Annotated in this window: 15 protein-coding genes and 1 riboswitch; of the genes, 3 read left to right on the plus strand and 12 right to left on the minus strand. The window is 31.3% G+C overall.

The window, feature by feature from the left end; translation table 11 throughout:
• Nucleotides 1-25: 25 nt before the first annotated feature.
• Nucleotides 26-2,089: an NAD(+) synthase gene (locus IPP08_12370; protein QQS66533.1), complete on the minus strand. Its 2,064-nt coding sequence runs from the start codon at nt 2,087-2,089 to the stop codon at nt 26-28.
• A 210-nt stretch (nt 2,090-2,299) separates the two neighbouring features.
• On the opposite strand from IPP08_12370, the gene secG reads away from it, so the two are divergent.
• The gene (secG, locus tag IPP08_12375) at nt 2,300-2,749 is read left to right on the plus strand and encodes a preprotein translocase subunit SecG (GenBank protein QQS66534.1); all 450 of its coding nucleotides are present in this window, start codon (nt 2,300-2,302) and stop codon (nt 2,747-2,749) included.
• Nucleotides 2,750-2,839: 90 nt separating this feature from the next.
• Here the strand turns inward: secG and IPP08_12380 are convergent, their stop codons facing one another.
• The 8 genes from IPP08_12380 to IPP08_12415 all read right to left on the minus strand — a co-directional run bounded on the left by IPP08_12380 (nt 2,840) and on the right by IPP08_12415 (nt 11,972).
• Entirely contained in the window at nt 2,840-4,909 is a 2,070-nt protein-coding gene (locus IPP08_12380; GenBank protein ID QQS66535.1) for a TonB-dependent receptor plug domain-containing protein, read from the minus strand.
• Complete coding sequence (locus IPP08_12385) at nt 4,906-5,214, minus strand: cysteine-rich CWC family protein (protein QQS66536.1); 309 nt, start codon at nt 5,212-5,214, stop codon at nt 4,906-4,908. Before IPP08_12385 ends, IPP08_12380 begins: the two co-directional genes overlap by 4 nt.
• A complete protein-coding gene (locus IPP08_12390) occupies nt 5,177-5,998 on the minus strand; it encodes a hypothetical protein (GenBank protein QQS66537.1) in 822 nt (273 codons plus the stop codon). Before IPP08_12390 ends, IPP08_12385 begins: the two co-directional genes overlap by 38 nt.
• Nucleotides 5,995-7,395 carry a T9SS type A sorting domain-containing protein gene (locus IPP08_12395; protein ID QQS66538.1) on the minus strand — a complete coding sequence of 467 codons (1,401 nt, stop codon included), beginning with the start codon at nt 7,393-7,395 and terminating at the stop codon, nt 5,995-5,997. The genes IPP08_12390 and IPP08_12395 overlap by 4 nt, the downstream gene beginning before the upstream one ends.
• A gap of 165 nt (nt 7,396-7,560) precedes the next feature.
• A riboswitch (cobalamin riboswitch) is annotated at nt 7,561-7,775 on the minus strand.
• A 254-nt stretch (nt 7,776-8,029) separates the two neighbouring features.
• Nucleotides 8,030-9,724: a M61 family metallopeptidase gene (locus tag IPP08_12400; GenBank protein QQS66539.1), complete on the minus strand. Its 1,695-nt coding sequence runs from the start codon at nt 9,722-9,724 to the stop codon at nt 8,030-8,032.
• Between the two features lie 104 nt (nt 9,725-9,828).
• Nucleotides 9,829-10,314, minus strand: coding sequence for a thioredoxin fold domain-containing protein (locus IPP08_12405; GenBank protein ID QQS66540.1), 486 nt, complete (start codon nt 10,312-10,314; stop codon nt 9,829-9,831).
• A gap of 72 nt (nt 10,315-10,386) precedes the next feature.
• Nucleotides 10,387-11,226, minus strand: a complete 840-nt coding sequence (locus IPP08_12410; GenBank protein ID QQS66541.1) for a transketolase — start codon at nt 11,224-11,226, stop codon at nt 10,387-10,389.
• Nucleotides 11,227-11,261: 35 nt separating this feature from the next.
• Complete coding sequence (locus tag IPP08_12415) at nt 11,262-11,972, minus strand: hypothetical protein (protein QQS66542.1); 711 nt, start codon at nt 11,970-11,972, stop codon at nt 11,262-11,264.
• Nucleotides 11,973-12,078: 106 nt separating this feature from the next.
• Here IPP08_12415 and IPP08_12420 point away from each other — a divergent pair, with 106 nt between their 5' ends.
• Nucleotides 12,079-12,450, plus strand: coding sequence for a DUF983 domain-containing protein (locus tag IPP08_12420; protein ID QQS66543.1), 372 nt, complete (start codon nt 12,079-12,081; stop codon nt 12,448-12,450).
• A 54-nt stretch (nt 12,451-12,504) separates the two neighbouring features.
• On the opposite strand, the gene IPP08_12425 is transcribed toward IPP08_12420, so the two are convergent.
• Complete coding sequence (locus IPP08_12425) at nt 12,505-12,774, minus strand: hypothetical protein (protein QQS66544.1); 270 nt, start codon at nt 12,772-12,774, stop codon at nt 12,505-12,507.
• A gap of 3 nt (nt 12,775-12,777) precedes the next feature.
• On the opposite strand from IPP08_12425, the gene IPP08_12430 reads away from it, so the two are divergent.
• Nucleotides 12,778-12,927 carry a hypothetical protein gene (locus IPP08_12430; protein QQS66545.1) on the plus strand — a complete coding sequence of 50 codons (150 nt, stop codon included), beginning with the start codon at nt 12,778-12,780 and terminating at the stop codon, nt 12,925-12,927.
• Nucleotides 12,928-13,178: 251 nt separating this feature from the next.
• On the opposite strand, the gene IPP08_12435 is transcribed toward IPP08_12430, so the two are convergent.
• Entirely contained in the window at nt 13,179-13,334 is a 156-nt protein-coding gene (locus IPP08_12435; GenBank protein ID QQS66546.1) for a hypothetical protein, read from the minus strand.
• Nucleotides 13,335-13,555: 221 nt separating this feature from the next.
• Entirely contained in the window at nt 13,556-25,030 is an 11,475-nt protein-coding gene (locus IPP08_12440) for a DUF11 domain-containing protein (GenBank protein ID QQS66547.1), read from the minus strand.
• Nucleotides 25,031-25,770: the final 740 nt, after the last annotated feature.

Below are 25,770 nucleotides of genomic sequence, written 5' to 3' on the forward strand. Positions count from 1 at the left end.
TTGTTTTATAGATTATCAAAATACTCTATATAGTATCTGGTACATTTTTATCTAGTTCATCTAACCATACATTTGCTACTGAATCACTAGGTGCTCTCCAATCTCCTCGTGGAGAAAGTGAACCACCAGAACCTACTTTCGGACCATTTGGCATTGCACTTCTTTTGAATTGTGTTGAACCAAAAAATTTTGATAAAAAAACTTTAAGCCATTTTTTGATTGTTACTAAATCATATTCTTTTCTTAATACTTCAAAAATTCCATCATCCCAATTACCATTAACTTTATTATTCCATGCCACCCAACACATATATGCAACATTACTTGGTAAAATTCCATATCTAGTTATATAATATATATTGAAATCTTGTAACTCATACGGACCAACAACTAATTCGGTGCTTTGAACAACTCCCTTTGAAGAAGGAATTAATTCAGGAGTTATTTCACTTTCTAATATCGATGTTAAAACTTCATCTGTTTGTTTATCAAATTGATTGGATAAAATTGACCACCTTATAAGATATTTAATTAATGTTTTTGGTACAGATGAATTAACATTATAATGAGACATCTGATCCCCAACTCCGTAAGTGCACCACCCAAGAGCAATTTCAGATAAATCACCAGTACCTAAAACTAACGCATTATTTTTATTTGCTAATCTAAATAAATGAGAAGTTCTTTCTCCAGCTTGAACATTTTCAAATGTAATATCATATACTGGTTTACCATCTGAAAATGGATGAGAAATGTCTTTTAACATTAACAAACATGAAGGTTTAATATCAATCTCTTCTGAACTAACTCCTAGAGCATTCATTAATTTCCAGGAATTATCTTTTGTTTTTTCTAATGTTGCAAAACCAGGCATTGTATATGCAAGAATATTTTTCCTTGGTAATCCAAGTATATCCATAGCTTTTACAGCAACTATTAAAGCCTGAGTCGAATCTAATCCACCTGAAATTCCAATAACTATGTGGTTTATTTTTGATGACAATAATCTTTTAATTAGACCATGAATTTGAATATTATATGCTTCATAACAATTAGCATCTCTTTTCAAATGGTTTTCTAGAACGAAAGGGAAGCGTTCAATTTTTCTTATCATTGGAACTTCTCCACTTGGAATTTCAAATTGAAAATTTATTTTTCTAAATTTTGAAACTTCATTTTGATGAACCCTAATTGAATCAGTAAAACTACTAAGCCTTATTCTTTCCTGAACTAATTTTTCTATATGAACATCAGTTGTAATTATTTGTGATTCGAATGAAAACCTTTCACCTTCAACCAATAAAGTGTTGTTTTCACAAATCATTGCTTGTCCATCCCAAGCCATATCAGTTGTTGATTCTCCAATCCCAGTTGCAGCATACATATAAGCTGCAATGCACTTCCCAGACTGATTTAAGCTAAGACTTCTTCTATAATCTGCTTTTCCAATTGTTATATCGCTTGCAGATAAATTACAAATAACAGTTGCTCCTGCTAAAGCTGCAAAGCTACTTGGAGAAACTGGAACCCATAAATCTTCGCATATTTCTACTGAAAATGAAAATAAATTCTTTTTATAAATATTGAAAGTATCCACTTCAAACACTAATTTATTTCCAAAAGGGATATTGTTTCCAAGAAAATTAACTTCCGTAAATGTAGCATCGTATGCACTTGCAAAATATCTTTTTTCATAGAATTCTCTGTAATTAGGAATATAACTTTTTGGTACAATCCCCATAATTTTTCCCTTATAAATAACTAGAGCACAATTAAATATCTTATCATCAAATTTTAAAGGTGATCCAATAACTAGAATTGTATTGATATTTTTGCTCTCAGAAACTATTACAGAAATAGCGTTTTTTGCTGATTCTAATATAACTGATTGTAAGAATAAATCATCAAGAGTGTAAGCAGTTACACCTAATTCCGGGAACAATGCTAATGCAACTTTCAAATTATTTGCTTCTTTGGCTAAAGCAAGTATTTGTGCGGTGTTAAATGTAATGTCCGCTACATTTACTTTAGGTACACAAACTGCTGTTCTTACAAATCCATGAGAGTATATTGAGTTGAAAGTATTCATAATCTAATTATCAATTTTACAAATTAAGTGCTACCAAAAATACACAAACTATTCTTGATTTTAGTAATAGAACTTGAAATTATATAATATGAATTGCAATCTTCTAAATCAGATATTTCATATTATAAAATAATTTATTCTTGTTGTCTCAACTATGTTTTTTATTTTTGCAGTTCGCAAAATTTCGCTATTTAAATTTTATAAAATCATATGTTAGCTGTTATATCAATTCTATGTGTAATCATTGCGGTTGCATTAATAATTATGGTACTTCTTCAACCAAGTAAAAGTGGATCTGTTGGTGGTGCTTTTGGTTCATTGAATTCTTCTTTAGGATCAACTTTCGGTTCTCGTAGAACTTTAGATTTTTTATCTAAAGGAACTACTTATGGAGCTATTTTATTAGGTTCATTATGTTTATTGTCAAATATTTTCTTTATTCCACATAAAGGTGCTGCTGGCGCTGCAAACCCAATCACAACAGGTGCTACTGTACCTGCTGGTTCTGTTTCTGCACCACCAAAACCAAAACTACCTTCTGCCAATTCAACTGCTCCAGCTGCTGCAAAAGAAACTGCTCCAACAACCAGTGACGGTAAAAATACTAAACAAGTTAATACAAAAGCTACTGAAACTAAGTCTCCAGAAACCAAAAAATAAATTTAATTCCTTTATTAATTTAATTTTTTCAGATTATATAAAAATTCTTCAATGACATTTCGTTGAAGAATTTTTTTTATACAAAAATGCTTACCAATAATTATCCAAACTAACTTTGAAACTTCTACTTGGCATTGGATAATTCTTAACTACAAAATATTGACTATCAAAAATATTTGAACATTCTAATTTAATATCACAGTTAATTCCAAATAATTTTAAATTATACCTCACATTAGAACCAAATAAAAAGAATCTATCTAAAGAATATTCTGGTAAATTTATCGGTAGAAAATAACTGTGACTTTGATAATTTGATATAAATGAAATTGTTAAATCATTTATTTTGGTTGTTAAAGTTCCTGAAAATATCTCATTTGGAGAATATATAATTTGATTATTATAAGTTATTGCTCCATCAGTTTTGTCCAAACTTCTCATTAATGTATAAGAAACTTGAGCAAGTAATTTACTATCAAACAAACTTAAGTGAGAAGTAAATTCAAATCCTTGATTTAATACTTTTGTTATATTTTGTGCACTCCAAGCAATTGCACTTTTTGGTATAGAAACAATTTGGTTATTTGTATTTATATTGAATAAATTAATCTCTGAGTAGAATGTACTATCATATTCAATACTTGTTCCTACATCAATACTCAAAGATTTTTCTGGTAACAAGTTTCTATTTCCATAATTCAAATAATATTGCTCACTAAAACTTGGGGCTCTGAAAGCTGTAGCTAATCTTACTTTAAATTTAATTCCAAAATTAAATGGTGTAATCAATAATCCGACTGAAGGATTAATTGTTGGTGGGAAATCGGAGAATAAATCATATCTCATCCCAAAGTCCAAATATGTATTAATTTTGTGAAAATTAATATCACTTGATATTGACAAACCCAAATTATTTCTTTTAATTCTCCCTTCAAAATCATTTAGATAATTCACACCTTGTATTGAAGAATAGTTATTTTCAAATGTCCACTCAATAACCTTTTCCTCATCAATTACAATTAAAGATTTAGCTCCTATACTTAATTCATTTCTATAAGTTGTTATACCATTCAAATTTATTTTTAATTCTGGATCTTTGTAATCTAATTTATTTATTTTTAAACTTGAGTATAAATTGGTGTTTGTTCCAAATAAGTTTTTATTGGTTGCACTAAATGTAAAGAATATATCATGCTCATTTAATTTTGCTTCTGACTGCTCCCTATTTCCCTGTACAACTGCTCCTGGTACTCCTTTATTTTTAATGAAACCATAAATTGAAGATTTAAAATTCCAGGATTCATTTATATTATTCCATATAATACTTCCAAAAATATTTTCATATTGTGAGTTTTCTCTTTTAAATTCTATTGTTTTCCCAAATTCATTAAACGTAAACGGGTAATCACCTTTTGAGTATCTATAACCTCCAATCGTTTGAATGTTATTTTTTTTATTTAATTTTATAGATATATTTGTAGATAATGATTTTTCTCCAAAAGAACCTGCTTCAATTTTATTTAAAATACTAATTGATTTTTCTAGTTTCGATAATGTTAATATGTTCACTACTCCCCCAATTGAATTTGAACCATATTTACTTGCCGATGCACCCTTATAAATTTCAATCCTTTCGATTGAAAATATTGGTAAGTTTGATAAATCAAAGGCATCGTTACTTGAAGATGTATATTTTATCCCATCTAAAAGAATTACGTTCTGTTGTGATAATGAACCTCTTATTGATAAAGTCTGAAGTGAACCAGCACCACCATAATCTCTTATTGAAACGCCTGAGGATAATTTCAATACATCTCCTAAAGTGTTTGAATTTGTATTATTTATGTTTGATTTTGTTATAACATAATTTGATTGCGAATTAATTATATTGTTTGAATTAAATCCATTACCAATTATAGTTACTTCCTTTGATTTCACAATTTTAATTGAGTCATTACTTAATGAATCCTTTATAGATCCATTTAACTTATAATTATCAATTGAATCTATTATTTTATAACTTGATGTATCTTTTTTTGTATTAACCTGAGATTGTAATAAATTAGAATAAAAAATAAATATTGTAATTATATAAAAAAGGTCAGGCAGAACTGCTTGACCTTTGAAAATTAGAATATTTACTTTTCTTATTAAATTCATTCTGATTCTGAATTAACACCAATATATGGGCAATGTCTACAACCTGAGGAACAACAACTACCTCTTCTTAATAAATAAGTATCGGTAAATACATAATTTCCATTATCAATATAATAATCTTCATCTTTAATTAAGAGGCAAGATTTGTCACTTATTTTTATCAAGCAATGTTCACACAAACAATCTGAATAAATTTTCTGAAGTGCTTTGAGTTGAATTTCATTCAATTCATAAACCCAACAGAAACAACTTTCATCTGCCGTACATTTAAAATTCGAACCACATTTCGGACAATTTTTTATCATTTAAAGAAAGTTCAAGTTTGACTGGTTCTGATTTTACTGATTCTAAAGCATTTGTAAATTCTGATGTATAATTTAAAGCAACAATTGCATCTAAATCAAACCCGTTTGCAGTAGCATCAAATAACGGATGAGTAGGGTCCTTTATTATACTTGAAACATCTTTTATTTTGATATATCTAATTGAATCCAAAGAAATTTTGCTTAAATCAAATCCATTTCCACCTGAACTTAAAATATTTTTAAAAAAATTCTCACCAAAAGTTGGTGTTATTCCAGCACAACCAATCAAACTTTCCTTGTTATATTCAAAGGCAACAAAGTTGACACCATCTTTACTTACAGAGACTTCCGCTGGCTCAATATAAGTTAACAATTTTTTTCCTAAATAGTAATTAAAAGCATTTTCATAAACAATAAAGTCAATTCCTGGCTTATCAATAATCTCAACTCTATTAAATTTTAATACAATTTCACCATCAATCCCTAAACTTAAAATTTCTTTCGGATTTATTGTTGGGATTTCAGCTCTGGCACTTGTATCTGGATAACCTAACACATTAAATGGAAAATATTCAATTCCATAAATTGCATTTATCCCTGGAGAAAATGATTTTACTTCATCTGCTCCAATCTGAGCTTTAACCAAAACAATGTTGATAACAAACACAAACAATATTGAGGTTAAAATCCAAATATAAATATATAAAAATTTCAACAAAAATGTGCATGGAATCATAACAATGATGGCTATTTTTTTAATAGATATTATAAAAATATTCATCATCTAATGATAGTTAATTTTTTTACCACTTCTTCACTAACTCCGCAAGTCATTTTATAATAATAAGTTCCTTCAGATAATGATGATAAATCTAACAATATCGAATGAATACCATTTTCTAATTCTTTGTTTAAAAATTCTTCAATTAATTCACCTTTAATATTAAATAATGAAAGTTTTACTAATTTTCTATTTGATATATTTAAATCTATTCTAGTACTTGAAACAACTGGATTTGGGTAATTTTGAGAAATTTCATCTTTTTTGATATCAGAACTTTTATGTTCAATTGAAGACATTAAAGTTTTAAAATCAAAGACCGTAATACTAGATTCTGGAGTATATTCTCCAGTTTTAAAAGCATTAGAAACAAAAATTTTATTTTTTACATTAATTATACTTTCTGCCTTTCCGTTAGTTTTATAAATTCTTTGAGTACCATTACTTTTAATATATCTTATATCACCAGAATAAGTACTCACAATCAATTCGTCATTTGGGAGTAATAACGTTTCTCTAGGTCCATCAAAACCTAATGTGCCAACTTGAATGCTTTTTAAAACTATCCCTTTAAATAAACTAATAACTGATATTGATTGGCTTCCATTGAGTGTCACATAAGCTAGATTTTTAATTGTATCTATAGCTATATGGTTAGCTCCATCACCTATTGAATCAACAGAATTTTTATCTGAATCTGTTAATATACTTAATGAGGAATTTTTTAATCCAAAAGATCCTTCATTTACAACCAAACTTATAATTTTATTATTTAGCATTATTGATGAAATCATTCCAGGATTTATTCCTGTAATTAATTCAGACTTCAATTCATAAGTAAGTGGATTAAATAACATCAATTTTCCTGGACTTATAAAATCTGAAGCTCTTTTAGATGCATAAATTGTTTTGTTTAAATTATTATAGTAAACTGAAGAAAAATTTCCTTTTGTTATTACTTCAGAAATTTGTGGATTACTTAATTCAAACACTCGAATTTCACCACCAATATTAGCATAAAGTAACTGGTCTGTATAATTTACTCCAACTCTTAAAGGGTAAGAATCAAATAAAAAATTAAATCTGTAATTGGATTTAATAATCTCTTTATCTGGATCAATAATAAACCATTCTGGATAAACTTCACCTGAGTCTTTTTCAATTTTACCATCGAAATTTTTATCGTAGCCAGCAGTAAGTATGTTTAGTTCATTTTTTGACTCATTAAAGAAAATAAAAGATGGGGAAGCTGATCCTGGAAGTTCAATTTTTCTAGAATCTTGAGCAATTAGAGTTGAACTAAAACTCAATAATAAAGTAACGAGTAGAGTGAATAATAATTTAAAATCAATTTGAATTTTATTGAATTTAAATTTTAGATTTTTGTTTGGAGGTTTCATTTCGTAACAAATTTAAATTGCTTCTTTGCCAAATAAAGAAGACGTTAAAAAATTTGATGAAAAATGATTTTTTAGAATTTTTAAGAAAAGAAGCCTAAAAATACTAACATAACATTTCCTCATCTTTCAGTGTTGGCGCACCGATTGACGTTTTAAAAACGAATCTGATGAAGTTACACTTAAGGCAGGTCTTCCGGCTTCGGGGTCATTCTCCATTTTGTTAACCTTCCCGCAAATTATTTGCAGTGGTTTTAAATTTAATGTTTAAAACATTATAAACAAAATTTTGTATCCCGTTACGGCGGCGCAACCGCCAACGAATTAAACGTTGTTCCCTATTCTCCTTTAATTAAAAAGGCACCTTGTGTTTTTACAATTACAAATATATAGACTCTGATTAAATATGAGTTATAATTAATAGATAAATAATAGGAAATAAATAACTATTTACCTATTTTTTTTAATGTGAGGTTGAAATAAAAACAGACTTTGAGTATTAGAACTTTATTTAACAATTTATTTCAATTTAAATTTGGATATTTAATTATCCAAATCTAAGCAAATACTGAAATTATAATTGTTTAGTTTGATTTATAAATATTTATTAATTTTGTATTAAAAATATAGATTGTTACTAGAACCCTAACATTTTTTTTCTGGCTTCAATAATATCTTTTGGTGCTAATTCATCAACGATTAAGTTGATAGTATCATTTTCAATTTTTAGAATCTCACCTTTAACAATCTCACCATTCATTTTTTTTACAGAAGCATAATTTTTGCCTGATTCATTACTAACTTTTGTCCAACTTTTAATTGTATCTCCAACTTTAAAACCAATTACTTCAAATGTTGAGTTTGGAACTAAAGATTTAATAACATAACCCCCCCCATCTTTAATGAAATCAAACCCAACCCCAATTTCTTCTTTAACAATCTTACCCCCCCCCAATTTTAAACCAATTGCTGGTAATAATTGCTTGGCTTGTGGAATTTCCAACCCATCAATATAACTTGAATAAAAATCATCTAATTTAGTTCCAGTACTTTTTTCAATTATAGGTATAATATCTTGATCTTTAAATGTAATACCTTTCTTACCATACTCTTCATTTAAGAATCTCAAAGCATCATCTAACGATTTTTTGTTATTTGTTTGTGAACGAATAGTTACATCTAACAAAAACCCAAGTGCTGGACCTTTTGTATATAGACCCATCAATTGATACATATTAGCTTCGGTAATTTTAAGGCTTAGTTCAGTTATTGTTCTTTTTTGTTTCTCTTTTATCAGTGGAAGCAAATCTCGTTCCATATCATCTAAAAAATTCTTTTTTGTTGTAATACCATACCTAACTGGAAGAAGTCTTGCATAATATTCAGTAATACCTTCATGAAACCAAAGTGATTTTGTTTTTGGTCCTTTTTGATAATCAAAAGGTCCTAATTCAGTAACATGGATTCTTTTTGGAGACCACAAATGGAAAAATTCATGAGCAAATACCCCAATTAAATCAGTTTCTAATTTATCCTCGTCGGTATATGGCATTCTATAAGCTGAGCTATTTGAATGCTCTAAAGCACCATATCCAAAATCACCTCTTCCAAATTCTTCTAAATAAACCTGAAAAACATATCTTTTATATGGAATATCATTGAAAAAATCTGTTTCGGCATTCACAACTTTCTCAGTCATGATTTGAATTTTCTTCAAAGTAGTTGGCTTTAAACTCTTAGGTGAAATTATGGCAATTGTATGTGGAATATTTTTCACATTAAAATCTATTCTCTGAAATTTCCCACACATAATTGGTGCATCCACTAATTCATCATAATCTTTTGCTATAAATCCATTTTTGGTTCCGATTTGTGGATCTAAACCATAAACTATATCCCAATTAGGGGGGAGGGTATAATTAACTGTAAAAGGTATATTTTTTTTTCCTTCAACATAACCAAACATAGCAGTTCCATTTGCAAAAGCAAACTTATTTTCTACATCAGATAAAGCAAACCAAGCTGATCTAGAATCATACTCAAAATCATCAACAATATAACTTAATTTTAAAGTTTTATTTTTTGAAGATGAAAAAGTGAATGTATTTGAATCTAATTTTGTTGATAAAATAGTATTTTGTAAATTCAATCCTTGAACTTTAAAGTTTTCAACTTTAGCTCCATAATTTACAATGTCATACGCTCCAGGAGCCCAAACAGGAAAGTAAAATTTTATATTTTCATTATTTACTCCGTTTAAAATTGCTTCTACATTTATTGTTTCTCTTTTTAAATCAAAAGAAACAGAATAGTTTATAGACGATTGCGCCATTGCAATGCTAGCAATGGCGCAATAAAAAAATGATACTTTAAAAAAATTCGAATAATTCAAAATTTTATATTATTATAGGTAATTTAGATTAAACAGTATTGATTTTAGTCTTTTTTATTAGTATAATCATCCCATTTAGTAGATTTATAAATATCCTCACCAAAATATTTTATTACTTTTAAAAAATCCTTTGGGGAATAATAACCTGAAACAACAGTCAGTAATTTCCCTTCTCTATCAACGAATGCTGTTGCAGGATACCCAGTAATTCCAAGTGCTTTGTTAAATTCTGAGTAAGTATATTTTTTTTCGTTAAATTCAAGTGATCCTTCTTTTTCTGGATTCATTTTTGAAGCTATGAAATTTTTATTTAAATATTTCACAACTTCTTCATTTGAATAAGTATCCCTATCCATTCTTTTGCACCACCCACACCAATCGGTATAGACATCAATTACAACCAATTTTTTTTCAGTAATGGCTTTTGGTAATGCATTCTCGACATTAGACCAACTTAGTTCTAGTATGCTAAAAGCACTCAAACTAAAAACAACTATAACTATTGATAGTACTTGTAATACAACTTTCATTTAAAAACTAAATAATTCTTTTAAAAAAATTAACTGACTTTAAAAATATTTAAATTTATTTATTAAACTTAATTAAATCAATTCTGATAAAGCTTGTTCTGCTTGTTCTTGTGTTGGTGGTTTTCCATGCCATTCAAACTTATCTTGCATAAAAGAAACTCCATTACCCATGAAAGTTTTAGCAATTATGCATGTTGGTTTACCAGTTATTGTTTTAAATTCATCAAATGCTGCTAATAACTGTGCAGGATTATGTCCATCAACTTCTATAACATGAAAATTGAAACTTTTAAATTTATCAACTATTGGGTAAACATCCATAACTTCTTTTATTCTACCATCAATTTGGCAATCATTATTATCAACAATCATACAAAAATTATCTAACTTATAATGAGCCGCACACATTACAGCTTCCCATATTGAACCTTCTTGTAATTCACCATCACCGGTTAATGAAAATACATTGGCATTATTTTTATTAATTAATTTATCACTCATTGCCATACCTACAGCAATAGATAACCCTTGACCTAATGATCCGCTACTTGTTTCTATACCTGGTAAATGCATATCTCTTCCAGGATGACCTTGAAGTCTGCTTCCAAATTTCCTTAGTGTTAAAAGCTCACTTTTAGGAAAAAAACCAGCATTTGCCAAAGTTGCATACAAAACAGGACACATATGCCCTGCACTCAATACAAATCTATCACGACCTTCCAATTCAGGATTTAATGGATCGTAATTCATTACCCCACCCATATAAAGAGTTGCAAAAATATCCGATGAACCTAGGGGACCCCCAGAATGACCAGATTTTGCTATTACTAAAGATTTAATAATATCACGACGAATCTCTTTTGAAATTTCAGATAATGCTTCTGGTGATTGTCTTTTATTTTCGAACTTCATTTAAATTTATGATAATTTAATAGTATTTAAATCAATTATTTAACCCAATTTAATCCATCATCAGAGATTATTTTATATTGAATTTCATTTCCCGAAACTGATAAAACTTGAATTTTAATATCTTTATAATCTATAATTTTATTTGGAGAAACTTCAAAATTTAAATCTGTTGTTTTTGATGGTTTTCCAGATGGGTTAGTATATTCATTATAACTTACGTTTAATTTATTTCCATCAAGTGAGTTAAAAATCATTTCTGCTTTAAAAGCCTCCTTATTTGGCACACTTTCAACAAACTTAAACAACTGCTCTTTTGTAAATTCATCCTCTGCAAAAACAGCACCTGGTAATGTTTGGCTTAAACTTATCCATCCTTTATGAACGTAACCTTCCCGGTCTATAATTATTCCATTTGAAAAATTTCCATTATAAATAATTAATTTGGATGTATCTCTTTGTAATCTACCCCAAACTTCAAATTTCATACCTTTTGTAATTTTTGATTGAAAATTTGAAGCACCTGCGTTTGGAGGTTGATAATCCAAATTGGATTCATAAGAAATTTTATTAACTAAGGTTTTACCTGAAAACAATGGGCTACCAACTTTGGCATTTAAAGTTTCTCCAATAGTATAATTTTTACTTTTTTTCCTAATTCCGCTACCATAAAGCAATACCTTTTCAGAAGTTAAGCACCCCGATAATAATGAGAATATAACACTGGCAATTAAATATTTTTTAAACATTTTTTTTTATTTGAATAATTTCAAAACTACGATATTTTTGCATATTAGTTAATTACAATTTGAATTTAACTTTTTTACAATTTCAATCAATTTTATTTTATTTTTTATGAAAAAGTTAATTGAAAATCCTTATAAATTATCTATTCTTCAGATGTTAAAAGGGAAGTGCCCAATATGTTTCGAAGCAAAAATATTTAAAGGTACAGTAACTATGAATGATAATTGCCCTAATTGTGGTTTTAAATTTGAAAGAGAAACAGGTTACTTTTTAGGAGCAATGCATTTTAGTTATATATGGGCTGGAATAATATTAGTCTTATTAATTTTTATATTAACACTTTTTTTTCCAGATATAAGAGAATATAAGCTTGTGCCATTTGCAACTATACTTTTAATACCATTTGTTCCAATTTCATTCAGATATTCAAGAATTGTGTGGATATATTTTGATTTATACTTTGATAGAAATAAGAAATGATGTCAATCAAAAATAGAAAGTCATCATTAATTATAAATTAGCTTTTAATGTTTGTTATCTTACAGAATCTGGAGTTATAAATTTTTTGTTGTTATTTGCATTACAATCAAAATTTGTTCTATTATTAGTTTCAAAATAAACTATTTTACCTTCAACTCCATTTCCAGGAATATTATCCCACATACTATAATAAGTTAATGCAATTATTTCCTGACCAGCAAGAATAGCAAATCCTAGTCTTGCTATAACTGAATTTGGATTAACTCCTATCCACCATTTTAACTGAACATTATCCCTAGTACCATTTTGGTGGTTGGTATACATTATGTGGCTGATAAGTTCTTAACATACATAGTAATATCAATTTTTCCCTTTCTTGTTGGATCAATGCTTCTAGTAGCAGTTATTTTCTCAATAGATGAATCTACACAATTTTTATCAGTTGCACCCCCATTTATCTCATTGTTATTAATTTGAGGAACTTTACTTGCACATTTTAATCTTATTACTGCTTTTTCTGAAAATTTCTCATTTGATAACCAAGCTTTTACTTGTTGCCAATGTTCACCTTCAGCCCCTAAAGTCCAAGTAGTTGAAATACTTTGGCTTCATGATGAATAGAAAGTTAATGTGTTTGTTGGAGCAATTGCCCCATCGCTTCTTAAAAGGTGTATTTAATTGTAACTGGTGTTTTCTTTGAAATTTTTCCTTCTACTTTTATTTCACCATTAAATTGAAATTACATGTGGACAAGATCCTGAAAACTCTGATGGTGATACTGTATTTAGGCTTATATTAACAATTTCACCAGATTGAGAATGTAAGTTTCCAAATAATGTAAATGTAATTACGATGAATAAAATTAAATTTAATAATGTTTTCATTTTTAGTTTTTGTTTGTAGTTTTATTTTTTAAAATTGTTTATGTAATTAATTATGTTTTAAATATAATCTTATCTCATTGCAATTTGAGTTTAAAAAGTTGCATCATATTTAAAATATTTGTTTAATTAAATTTTTACAACAATAAATTTTATTAATATAAAAACAAAGCAGGCATGGAGATAGCCCCACGCCTGCTTTTATAATAATGTTCTGCGATCCTTTATTTTACAACCGTTACTGATTTAGTTACGCTTTTTCCCATTGCGTTTAAACTGTAACGATAAACTCCACTTGATAAATCTTGTAAGTTCATTACCACTTCGTGGCTTCCTTCACTTACTTGACCTTCTTCAATTACTTTTACTATCTTTCCTGTTCCATCATATATGTTTATTGTAACTTTTGTTGCTACTGGTACTGTATATGTGAACTTTGCTTTTGTGTTTGCTGGGTTTGGTGTTGCATTGCTTAAATTTAATCTTAAGCCTGCTGTTACCTCTTCCTTCAACTCGATTGTTACTCGTTGTTTTGCATACTCAAATCTTCCGTCTATATCTTTTATCTTCAAGCGATATACTAACTTCTCTGCATCTCCTATTAACCAATTTACATCATCGCTGTGATTATATTTATATCCACTTGCTGATGTGCCTCCTTGTGATTGACTCTTTGCATATGTTACAAATTCAAACGGTCCTTCTACTCCGTTTCTTACTATGCTGCGTTCTAAGTCAAACCCTGCATTATTTGTTTCTGATGCTGTTCTCCAATCTAGTTTTGCAATTCCATTGTCTATCAACTCTCCTGTAAATTCTGCTAACTCTACTGGTAATACTACCTCTATTGGACAATCCTCTTTTCCTACCTTCAATACATATTTCTTAGATAAGTCTGCACTTGTACCTATGAATGTGTATGTTAAGATAAATGGTTGTGTTCCGTTTGTTATCATCTGTACTCCTTGTAATGGGGTTGATACTCCATTTACTACTACACAGAATTGATAATTAAACGTTGGATCTATTCCTGTTACTATTCCTGTTAGCGTTATCTCAAGTTCGTTTGCATCTCCACGTGATGTAATACTTGGCACTACTGTTGGTGCATGGCATACTACCCCTGCATCTACATCTAGTTTTGTTTCTCCTCCTACTACACAGAATGTACTTGTCATTCCTGTCATTAAATCTACATCACTATCTATTGCATCATTACTTCCTTGATCCTTGGATGTGAAGTCATATCCTGTTGGTAAGCCAAACTTAACGTAATAACATCCTGGATCTACTTCTGTGAACAAGTAATTTCCATTTGAGTCTGTTGTATCGCATCTTACTATTGTTCCATCTGCTTTATACAAACATACTTTCACATTTGGTACTCCTGGTTCGCCTGGATCTTGTACTCCGTTTTTGTTTTTATCTAACCACAATCTATCTCCTATTACTGCTTTTAGTGGTTGATCTTTTACTATCAAGCCTCCATCCCATGTCATGTCGTTTTCTCCTGCAACTAGTGTTGTTACTATCATATTTCCTGTTAATGGATCCACATCACTATCTTTTGCATCGTTTCCTCCTTGATCTCTTACTGTGTATTCAAACTCATCTGGTTTGCATACTGTTACATAGTAATCTCCTGGTGTTAATCCTGTAAATTGATAGAATCCATTTGCTACTGTATGTGTTACTGATACTATTGAACCATCTGCATTATGTAACACTACTTTTACATCAAATGCTCCTGGTTCTCCTACATCTTGTACTCCATCTTTATTTAAGTCTACCCACACTCTGTCCCCTATTGACGCCACTTCTGGTGTTGATACTAATCCTGCATCTACATCGCGTTTTGCATCTCCTGCATTCAATGTAAATGTTGCTGTTGTTCCTGTTGTGATATTTGGATCACTATCGGTTGCTTCATTCCCTCCTTGATCTTGAATTGTAAATGTAAAGTTATCTGGTAAACAGAATGTTACATAATAATCTCCTGCTTGAAGTCCATCGAACAAGTAATATCCTGTTCCATCTGTATATGTTAGAGCTACAAAATCTCCATTCGATTTGTATAGTCTTACACATACTCCACTTGCTCCTGGTTCTCCTGGATCTTGTATGCCATTCTTATTTGTATCTACCCATACTCTATCTCCTACACTTGCTAAGATCTCTTTTGTTACCAATCCTGCATCCCATGTTGGATCGTTTTCTCCTCCTACCAATGTTGTTACTATCGTTCTGCGTGTTATTGGATCTACATCACTATCCAAGCTGTCATTTGTTCCTTGGTCTTTAATTGTAAATGTAAATTCATTTGGTAAACAGAATTCTACATAATAATCTCCTGGTATTAATCCTGTGAATTCATAATGTCCAGTGCCATCTGTATTCATTGTTCCTACCCATGACCCGTCTGATTTGTACAATTTTACACATACTCCACTTGCTCCTGGTTCTCCTGAATCTTGGATTCCATCTTTATCTGTATCTACCCATATTCTATCTCCTATTGATGCTAGTAGTACTACTTGTTTCGGATGTAATCCTGCGTCCCATGTTGGATCATTTTCTCCCGATGTTAATGTTGTTACTTCTGTACAGCCTGTATTTGGATTTACATCATTATCTAAGCTATCATTTGTTCCTTGATTGCTTGGTGCCCATTCAAAGTTATCTGGTAATCTGAAACATACATAATAGTCGCCTGGCATTAAGTCACAGAAACTATAATATCCAAATGCATCTGTGTACATTGTATCTACTGGTGTACCGTCTGCTTGCTTCAATATTACTTCTACTCCTGATGCACTTGCTTCTCCATATTCTTGGATTCCATTATTGTTTTGATCTACCCATACTCTATCTCCTATACATGCTGGTTTAACATCTTCTACTATCAATCCTGCATCCCATGTTGAATCATACTCACCTGATACTAAATTTGTGACTACTGTTTTTCCTAATGGATCTACGTCACTATCTTTATCTTCATTGCTTCCTTGATCTTTTATTGTAAATCCATCAAAGAAAGCTGGTTTGTTAAATACTACATAGTAATCTCCTGGACGTAAGCCTCCAAACTTATACATTCCTCCTGCTACTGAATTCTGTGTTGATACCAAGCTTCCATCTGATTTGTATAATGTTACTCCTACATCAAATGCTCCTGGCTCTCCATTATCCTGTATGCCATCTTTATTTAAATCAACCCATATTCTGTTTCCTATACATGCTGGCTTCCAGATGCCCGCATCCCATGTGCTATCCTTTTCACCTGCTGTTAGTACTGTACTTACTGTTGATCCTGTTATATCTGCATCACTATCTGTACTATCATTTGTTCCTTGATCTTTGTCTGTGAATATATATCCACTTGGTAGATCTTTGAACTTAACTGAATATGTGCCTGGTGATAGTTTCTCGAATAAGTAATTTCCATTTGCATCTGTTGTATCTTGTTTTAATAATGTTGATCCATTATATAAACATACTATTACATCTTTTACTCCTGGTTCGCTTGGATCTTGAATGCCATTTAGGTTGTTGTCATACCATACCTTATCTCCTAATTGTGCATCTAATACCACCTTGATTGTTTCTGGATCTGAATCATCTTCATCCTTTGTTCCATCAAGTTTTCTATCCTCATTTGTTACATCATTCTTTGCTGTTCCATCATTATTTGGATTGTTATCTGTCCATGAATCGATATCTACAAACGGTCCGTATGGTGTGTTTGTTGAATCTATCTCCGATACATTTGTTATATCTCCTCCTGTATAATTTGGATCTATTCTAAATCTGATATTCATCTGATATGATGATCCTGGTGGCAATGTTGCAAAAAACGGTCTTGTTGTTGTGTTGCCTACTGGGATTGTCCATTGATTATCTATTAAAATAAGTCCACTTGGAATATAATCTGTTACCTCTATATAGTTTGCAGGTATTGTTCCTTGGTTTGTTACTTCTATTACATAATTTACTGTATCCCCAGGACTATATGAACTTGGTGATGGTTGTTGAATCTTCTTGGTTAATGCCAAGTCAAATCTATCTACTCTTACAGGTTCAATATCATGATCATCCTCATCATCATTTGGATTGTTCTTTCCATCCTCATCTATCATATCGTTCTTTGCTACTCCATCATTATTGATGTCGTTGTCTGGATCTGAATCGATATCTACATACGCATTTGGTGTTGCTGGATTATCATCATTATCCGCTTTGCTTACCTCCGAAGTATTTACTAGTAAATCTCCTCTGAAGTTCGGATCTATCTTCAATGTTATACTTAACATTTGACTTGTATTTGGCATTATTGGTCCCGCTAATGTCTTCGTTACCTTTCCTCCTCCTACTGATGTCCAACTTCCATCATTTAATGTGAAGTTTGATGGTATATAATCTGTTACTTCTACATTATATGCAGCTATATCTCCTTGATTAAATACCTCTATTTGGAATGTTACATCACTTCCTGGTACAAATGGTGATGGTGTTGCTGTGAAGTCTATCTTCTTGCGTAACGCCAAATCAAATCTACAGAACTTTGTTCTAAATGGTCCGTAGTTTAATGAATATACTCCATTTGGACATGTGCTGTTCCATACTTTTATTACGATATTCTTTCCACTTAAGTTTGTTGTTGCAATTATACTCTCATCTATTGTCTCTGTTCCTGTGCCACTAACTATTGTTACTGGTGGTTCTAGTGCTGTATAGTTGCCCCCTTGCTCACAATATATTTGATAACTTACTGGATACAATGCTGTTTGTATTGTTGCATTTACTTCAAATGTTTCTCCTATACATACCGGTTGTGGTGTGATTGAATCTATATTGATTTTTGGACAACAATTGTTTCTTACTGTTAATGGTCCTGCATTTATTGCAAATACTCCAGCTGGACATATTCCATTTGTCCATGCTTTAACTGTGAAGTTCTTTCCGTTAAATGCTGTTGTTGCTACTACATCCCAATTTACTGTTGCTGGGGATGTACCACTTAATACCGTCATTGCTGGGCTTACTGGTGTATAAGTTCCTCCTGTTTCACAGTAGAATTGATAATGTAATGGAAACTCAGGCGTAAATATTGTTGATGCCAAATGTATTGTATCTCCATAACACACGTTGTTTGGTTCTAATGTTATGCTTGGATTTGGACAACAATTATTTCTTACTGTTAATGGTCCTGCATTTACCGCATAAACTCCATTTGGACATTGTGATGTTCTTGCTTGCAATGTGAAGTTCTTTCCATTATGTGATGTTGTTGCTATAAATGAATCTACTACTGATATTGGTGTATTAGTTATACCAGATAACAATGTTCTTGCTGGAGTTACTGCTGTATAAACACCACCTACTTCACAGAAGTATTGATATGTAACTGGGAACTCTTTACTGCTGATTGTTCCATTCAACATTACTTTGTCACCCCAACATACATTTGTTGGATCTATTGTTAATGCTGGTTTTGGACAACATGGACTTGTTACTACTAATGGCTCACTTGTTACTGCCAATGTGCCTGGATAAGGACAAGTTGCTGTTGTTACTCTTACAGTATATTGTTTTGCATTTATTGCATTTGTTGCTTGAATTACATCACTTGTTATACTTACTGGTGATGTACCACTTAACACTGTTTTAGCTAATCCAACTGGTGTATAAGTTGTTCCATCATAACATAAGAATTGATATGTAAATGGAAACTCTGGTGTAAATACTGTGCCACTAATTCTAAATGTATCATTTACACACTGTGGTAATGGATCTATTACCTCTTCTCTTGGACAACATTTATTACGAATTGATATTGGTCCTTCACCTACTGCGTATACTCCTGTTGGACATGCCAAAGGACTCCATGCTTTTATTGTGAAGTTCTTTCCATTATATGCAGTTGTTGCTATTATTGAATCTGCAATTACTATTGGGAATGTTCCACTCAATGCAGTTTTTGGTAGTGATATTGGTGTATAAACTCCACCTTGTTCACAGAAGAACTGATATGTGATTGGGAAAACTCCACTTGTAATTTCAGCATTCAAATGTATGAAGTCTCCTGGACATCCTCCAACTACTGGCTTCATCTCTGGGGTTGGACAACAGCTGTTACGAACATTCAATGGTCCAACATAATTTGAGAAAACTCCCGCTTGTCCAGTATAGATATTTGTTATCTTCGCTACAAAATTCTTATTATGATAAGCTGATGTAATCAGAATTGTTTGTGAAATTGCCCATGGAGATGTACCAGTTGTTACTGTCATTGGTACACCTAATGGTGTTAACACTCCTCCTTTTTCACAGAAGAATTGATATGTGAATGGTAATGAATTATCAGAACCTTCAACATGTCCGTTCAATGTAACATAATCTCCAGGGCAGGCTGATGTTACTTCTAATGGATCTAATATAAAATTAGGTATACAACTTTCAACTATAATTGGATCAGTATTATCACTAATTAAATCTTCACAGTGTGCTTTTGTAACCTTCAATATGAATGTTTTTCCATTATCAAGTGCTGTTGCTGTGAATGTAACTGACACATTAATTGGTGATGTTCCACTTGTTACTGTTCCAATTGCTCCTACTGGTGTATAACTTCCATTTGTATTTACTCTACAGAATTGATATTGAAATGGTAATGCTCCATTCTCAAATGTTACTGTCCCGTTTAGTGTTACTTCTGAATTTATACATATTGGACCGTTGATATTTGCTATTAATGCACTTGTTGGGCAAGATACAATATAACCAGCATCTAAAGTTAAGTTTGTCTCTTTTGGTCCTAAAAATACTGGTGTTGTAGATCCTGTTGTTCCATCTGCATCACTATCTAAACTGTCTGCAACTCCAACTTGATTTGGACTTGTTAGTCTGCATCCATCTGGTAATACTGTTGGGAACTTTACAATATATGTTTTGTTTGGTTCTAGACTATCAAACAAATACTGACCAGATCCATCTGTTACTTCTGTTCCAAGTACATTATTTGCACTATCGCATAATGTTACTGTTACTCCTGGTATTCCTGGTTCTAATGCATCTTGTCTTCCGTTTCTATCGTAATCTTTCCAAACAAAATTTCCTAATGCTGCCTTTGGTATTATACAAGTTTTTGTTGGTAACAATACTGTTGTGTCTTTATAACATGTATCATTATATGACCAAATTCTTACTGTATAAGATTGACCAGCAGGAGTGCCAGGATTAGATAAACCTGTGAAACTAACTGCTCCGCCTGTTACTGTTTTGTTTGTTCCTGCTCCATAAACTGGACCTCCTAAATAGCTTATTCCTTGTTTGATATCAGCTTTATCTCCATTTGTGATTCCGCTTAAATCTATCATTCCATCACTATTTGGTGCTCCTAATGGATCGCAAGTTACTTGTATAATACTTACTTGACCAACTGTTGGCAATACACAGCAATTTACTTGTGGCAATGTTACTGTTGTATCCTTGTAACATGTTGAATCTAATCCATTATATATACGTATTGTATATTGTAGCCCTGCACTTGTTGTTGGATTTGGCAATGAACCTTTTGTGAATGTTCCACCTGTTATTGCTGTGCTTCCTGCAAATGTACCAGTATATGTTGCTCCAGTATTACAAGAATACTTTGTTCCGTTTACCACAACTACTATACTTGCATCTCCATTATCAATTCCTCTGGTACATGTTGCTGGATTGATTGTTATTGAAGTAAATACTGGTAAAACACAACATGCTACTTGAGGCAATGTTACTGTTGTATCCTGGTAACATGTGCTATCTCCATTATACACTCTGAATGTATATTGTTGACCTGCTCCTGTTGTTGGATTTGGTAGTGATCCTTTTGTAAATGTTCCGCCTGTTATTACTGTGCTTCCTGCAAAATCTCCAGTAAATACTGAGCCTGTGTTACATCCATATTTAGTTCCTAATACTGTTACTACTAAGTTTCCATCTGAATTTGCTACTCCGTTTGTACATGTTGCAGGGTTTATTGCGATTCCACTATATACTGGCAATGCACAACATACAACTTGTGGTAATGTTACTGTGGTATCCTTGAAACATGTTGAATCAAGCCCATTATATATACGTATTGTATATTGTTGTCCACCACTTGTTGTTGGATTTGGCAATGAACCTTTTGTGAATGTTCCGCCTGTTATTGCTGTGCTTCCTGCGAATGTTCCAGTATATGTTGCTCCAGTATTGCAATTGTATGCTGTTCCTGTTGCTACTACTACTATATTGCCATCGCTGTTTGCTACTCCTCCATTACATGTTGCTCTGTTTATTGTAACTGAAGAAATTACTGATATAACACAACAATTTACATAAGGCAATGTAACAACAGTATCTTTGAAACAATCATTTGCACCATTGAAAATACGAATTGTATATTGTTGACCGGCATTTGTAGAAGGATTTGGTAGATTTTGAAGTGTACCTGCACCACTGCTAATAGCAATCAAACTATCACTTAACGGATCTGCAAAAGCTGGTCCAGTATAAGTTGAACCTTTTGAAATACCCGCTTTAGTACTATTTACTAATGAAGTTAAATTGAAACTAGCGTCTTTTTGTGCAACGCCAAGAGAACAAGTTGCAGCCCTTGGATCAATAACACCATAAGAAGGAGTTATACAAGTTGGAATTTGAATTAATCCCATATCCCAAGTATAATCTTTCTGTCCTGAAGTTAATGTAATTTTACCAGTTTGACAAGATGTATCAACGTCATTATCGGTACTAGCAGTTGCAGCACCTGCATTTTTAATTGTTGTTGTATAACCAGGCAACTTATCAAATTTTACATAATAATCACCAGCTGGAAGATTAGGAAATAAATAATATCCAGGATTATTTAAAGCATCATTACCTGTAAATGTAGTTGCTAACAATGAATCATCTCCTCCTCCTATTTGATTATTAGGTCCTAAGTTACAAAGTCTTACTCTTAAACCATTAACACCACTATCAGCAGTCTCATTTTGAATTCCATCATTATTATCTTTCCAAACATAATTTCCTAATTCTGCAAGTAATGAAGCTTTAACTTCAATACCTACTTTATTCGGTTCTGCTGTTGGAAGTGGTAAGTTAATATCTTTACGAATTGGTTGGAATGCAAACGAATTCCAAGCAAATTTACCTACAGCAACGCCTACTGGTGCAACCATATCCCATCCAAATATTAATGTATCAAGCGGATTAAAATCTCTGTTAAGAGTTAGTTTTATTGCTTGTACAGTTGTAATATCGCTTGGTAGTGTTGTGCTCCATACTGGTCCTGTACATCCACTTGGATTGTATGGTGGATTAAATTCTGAACGGCATGGGTTAGTTTCTGTTGAATAATAAACAGTAACCCCAGATGGTGTTGAAATTGTTGTGTTCGTTAGGTTGCTTGAATCTGCAGCAGCATTATTTAATACCCTTACTGCACCTGCAAAATTTGGTCTCCATTCTGATAATCTAGCAAAATCAGCTGCAACAACTTTATCTCCAACCCAAGGAAGAATGTCAATTAACACTATATCCTTTAAAATAACGTTTCCTGTATTCGCTAATACTAATCTAAAATCAGCGTCTCCACCTTGTGTAGTTTTTGCTGTATTTGGATACCTTGAATATGTAGTATCACAAGCACCTTTAACCCATTTAATGGTTTTCATTTGTGCTGCTGTACTTACTGGTAAATCTGCACACACTCTTCCTGTGCCAGAGGTATCGTTTTGGCTATAACCACCACTTATAATATTATCTCCTATTGCAAATACACAATTTGTGTAAGTGCCAGCAGGAGTTCCAGCTTTAACTCTTACCTGGTAATCAATATAGAAAGTGGCAGTGGTAGAAATTTTATTATCTGGGAAACTATTAGCAGCCCAACTCCATTGTAATACTTGACCAACAACAGTAAACACTGGATTAGGATTACCACCAGTATTAATTGTCATACTTCCAGGTATATATTGGAACTCATTAGGAAGTGTATCCCTCATGATAAAATTATCTATTGAATCACCTTCAGTATAAGCAGCAAATTGTACATGATAAGGTATAATTTGATCTGGAAGATACGGACCTGACAAATTTGCGTATTTACTTAAGCCAAAAATGCCTGCATAAGGTTCAACAATCACTTTTGAAGTATTGCAAGTATCTCTTTTAAAGATTGTTCCCGCTGGATACTCAACCTTTGTTATTACTTTAACATTCATACATGTAAATGCACCACAACTATTATCCCATACAAAACTTTTTAATGGTTTTGCATTTACTGTATTTCCATCTCTTAATGGAGATAATTGATGAAAACTTGTATTATAGTAGATATAAGATCCAGGAGGTAAAGTATCAGTTACAAATTTTATACAAGTAAAATAATCTCCCACTCCTAATAAAGGTAAATTGGTATAATTATTTACTTGATTACTCATAGTTGTAAGTAATGAATAAGTAGGGTTGTTCTTAGTCTTATAATAAACTCTTGCCCTTAAAGAATCGGCATTACCATAAAGATTTACTCTATATGCATCCATTGCATTGGTATCAAGTTGGAACTCATATTCAGAATTGTAAAAATCTGTATTTCCTGGGTTTGCGTTCTGAATTAATGTTTGGATATTACCACTTTTACCTTTAAATACAGCGCCCCATGGGTTGTTATCTGGGTTAATAGATATACTTGCACTACATCCAGCTCCTTGAGGATAAGTATATGGTGCTGGAATTGTGTCATTTAAGCTTGCATTCAAAGTTACAGGATCACTACAAGCCATATCGCCAAGATTCCCTGTTAATTGTGCTGTGATATTAGTAGCAGCACCAACAGCAAAACTACCTGGTGGAAACCTGATTGTTACCCAAAACACATCATAATATCCACAGTTTGGATTTGTTGGTAAACTGTTAATAGTAATAGTATTACCTAAACTTGTACAAACAGTATTAAAGCCACCAATTCTATCACCATATCCTTGATTTCCACAATTTACAGCTGTTGCCCCACTATTAAAAGAAAGTGAAATATTCTGATTTGTTAATGATCTAGCATTTGTAGGTTGAGTGGTTGGTGAAACTCTTAAATAGTAAGTTGCATCTCCACTACCTGCATTAAACAAAACTTGATTAATACTTAAATTGTAACCTGGGTCAACAGAACTAGAACTAAAATTCGTTGCTGATGTAGAAGTACTAGTAGCATTGGTAGCCGCAAAGGTTGCCATCAAGCTAGCAATTGTTCCATTACAAGTAGTACCGCATGGATACCGCAATGTAAGCGCAACATTACCGGTACTACCTGCGGGTAATACTGGTATAAATGTCACTGTTAAGGTTCCACCACTTACTGATACGTTAGTTATATCACTATTACCAACATACCCAACATATTCAATACCATTTAGTGGTAAAGTAATTGTTGCATTTAGTGCAGAAAGAGTTGGACTTACAACACCATAATTCAAGTTCATAACGAATTGTTGACATATCGGGAAATTATTCACCGGATAGCCATTCAAATCCATACTTGAAGTTATTGTTAATGCAATTTGAGATTCTGCACTTCCGTAACTCAGTAGAAACATTGTGCAAATTGCAAAGAATGACCAAAAGGTTTTCCCAAACCCCAAGGTTGTTTCTCTAATTTGTAAATTTCTTAATTTCATTTTTGTTTTAAAATGAGTTTTTGTTGATTTATTATATTATTGTTTCTTATATACTTTTGTAAATTGATCTAATTATCTTTTTTAGCATCTTTTGATATTTGAATTCTTATTAAAAATTCAAGTTGGTGCTTTAATTGAATAAGATTTGACATCATTTTTTGTAATGAATTTAGATTCAATTATTTCAATCTTAAGTAGATTTTTGCTACTTATTTTTATATTTTCTTTAATATTCTGAAACTTTAAATTGACAATAATTGGAATCAATAACATAATTGAGTTAATTGTTGTAATTAACAATTTCAATCTACTTTTTTTTATGTTATTTTTTTTATTGAGAACCATAATTTAGATAATTTTACTTCAATTTTATAGATTTACAAATTCCTATTCAATTAAATTCGACTAATTTTAAATTGATTTAATGATAACTAATATTTCTTGGCATTAATTATAATCTTACGAACTTATATAAATTTCTATGCAATTTTTTAGTAAAAATTGTAACAAGGTGTAATTAGATTTTATTGATAAATTTGAAGAATTTCAACTTTTTTGAGAAGTATTATTAATAAATATTTAAGATAATTTATGATTGTATTAATTAACTTTAATTGGCTTAAAATGTAGGTAAGTTGTAGAATATGAAATTAATAATTGTTAGAATGCATAATTAAAATTCTTAATTTTGTATTTATAATTGGAAATATCTATTACTTAAATCTATTATTAATTATTAA

This window comes from Chlorobiota bacterium, assembly GCA_016700335.1.
Lineage (GTDB): Bacteria > Bacteroidota > Ignavibacteria > OLB7 > OLB7.

Excerpts from the sequence above, each read along its gene's own strand:
- IPP08_12370 (QQS66533.1), bottom strand. The coding sequence starts at position 2,089 with ATGAATACTTTCAACTCAATATACTCTCATGGATTTGTAAGAACAGCA.
- secG (QQS66534.1), top strand. The coding sequence starts at position 2,300 with ATGTTAGCTGTTATATCAATTCTATGTGTAATCATTGCGGTTGCATTA.
- IPP08_12380 (QQS66535.1), bottom strand. The coding sequence starts at position 4,909 with ATGAATTTAATAAGAAAAGTAAATATTCTAATTTTCAAAGGTCAAGCA.
- IPP08_12385 (QQS66536.1), bottom strand. The coding sequence starts at position 5,214 with ATGATAAAAAATTGTCCGAAATGTGGTTCGAATTTTAAATGTACGGCA.
- IPP08_12390 (QQS66537.1), bottom strand. The coding sequence starts at position 5,998 with ATGATGAATATTTTTATAATATCTATTAAAAAAATAGCCATCATTGTT.
- IPP08_12395 (QQS66538.1), bottom strand. The coding sequence starts at position 7,395 with ATGAAACCTCCAAACAAAAATCTAAAATTTAAATTCAATAAAATTCAA.
- IPP08_12400 (QQS66539.1), bottom strand. The coding sequence starts at position 9,724 with ATGGCGCAATCGTCTATAAACTATTCTGTTTCTTTTGATTTAAAAAGA.
- IPP08_12405 (QQS66540.1), bottom strand. The coding sequence starts at position 10,314 with ATGAAAGTTGTATTACAAGTACTATCAATAGTTATAGTTGTTTTTAGT.
- IPP08_12410 (QQS66541.1), bottom strand. The coding sequence starts at position 11,226 with ATGAAGTTCGAAAATAAAAGACAATCACCAGAAGCATTATCTGAAATT.
- IPP08_12415 (QQS66542.1), bottom strand. The coding sequence starts at position 11,972 with ATGTTTAAAAAATATTTAATTGCCAGTGTTATATTCTCATTATTATCG.
- IPP08_12420 (QQS66543.1), top strand. The coding sequence starts at position 12,079 with ATGAAAAAGTTAATTGAAAATCCTTATAAATTATCTATTCTTCAGATG.
- IPP08_12425 (QQS66544.1), bottom strand. The coding sequence starts at position 12,774 with ATGTATACCAACCACCAAAATGGTACTAGGGATAATGTTCAGTTAAAA.
- IPP08_12435 (QQS66546.1), bottom strand. The coding sequence starts at position 13,334 with ATGAAAACATTATTAAATTTAATTTTATTCATCGTAATTACATTTACA.
- IPP08_12440 (QQS66547.1), bottom strand. The coding sequence starts at position 25,030 with ATGAAATTAAGAAATTTACAAATTAGAGAAACAACCTTGGGGTTTGGG.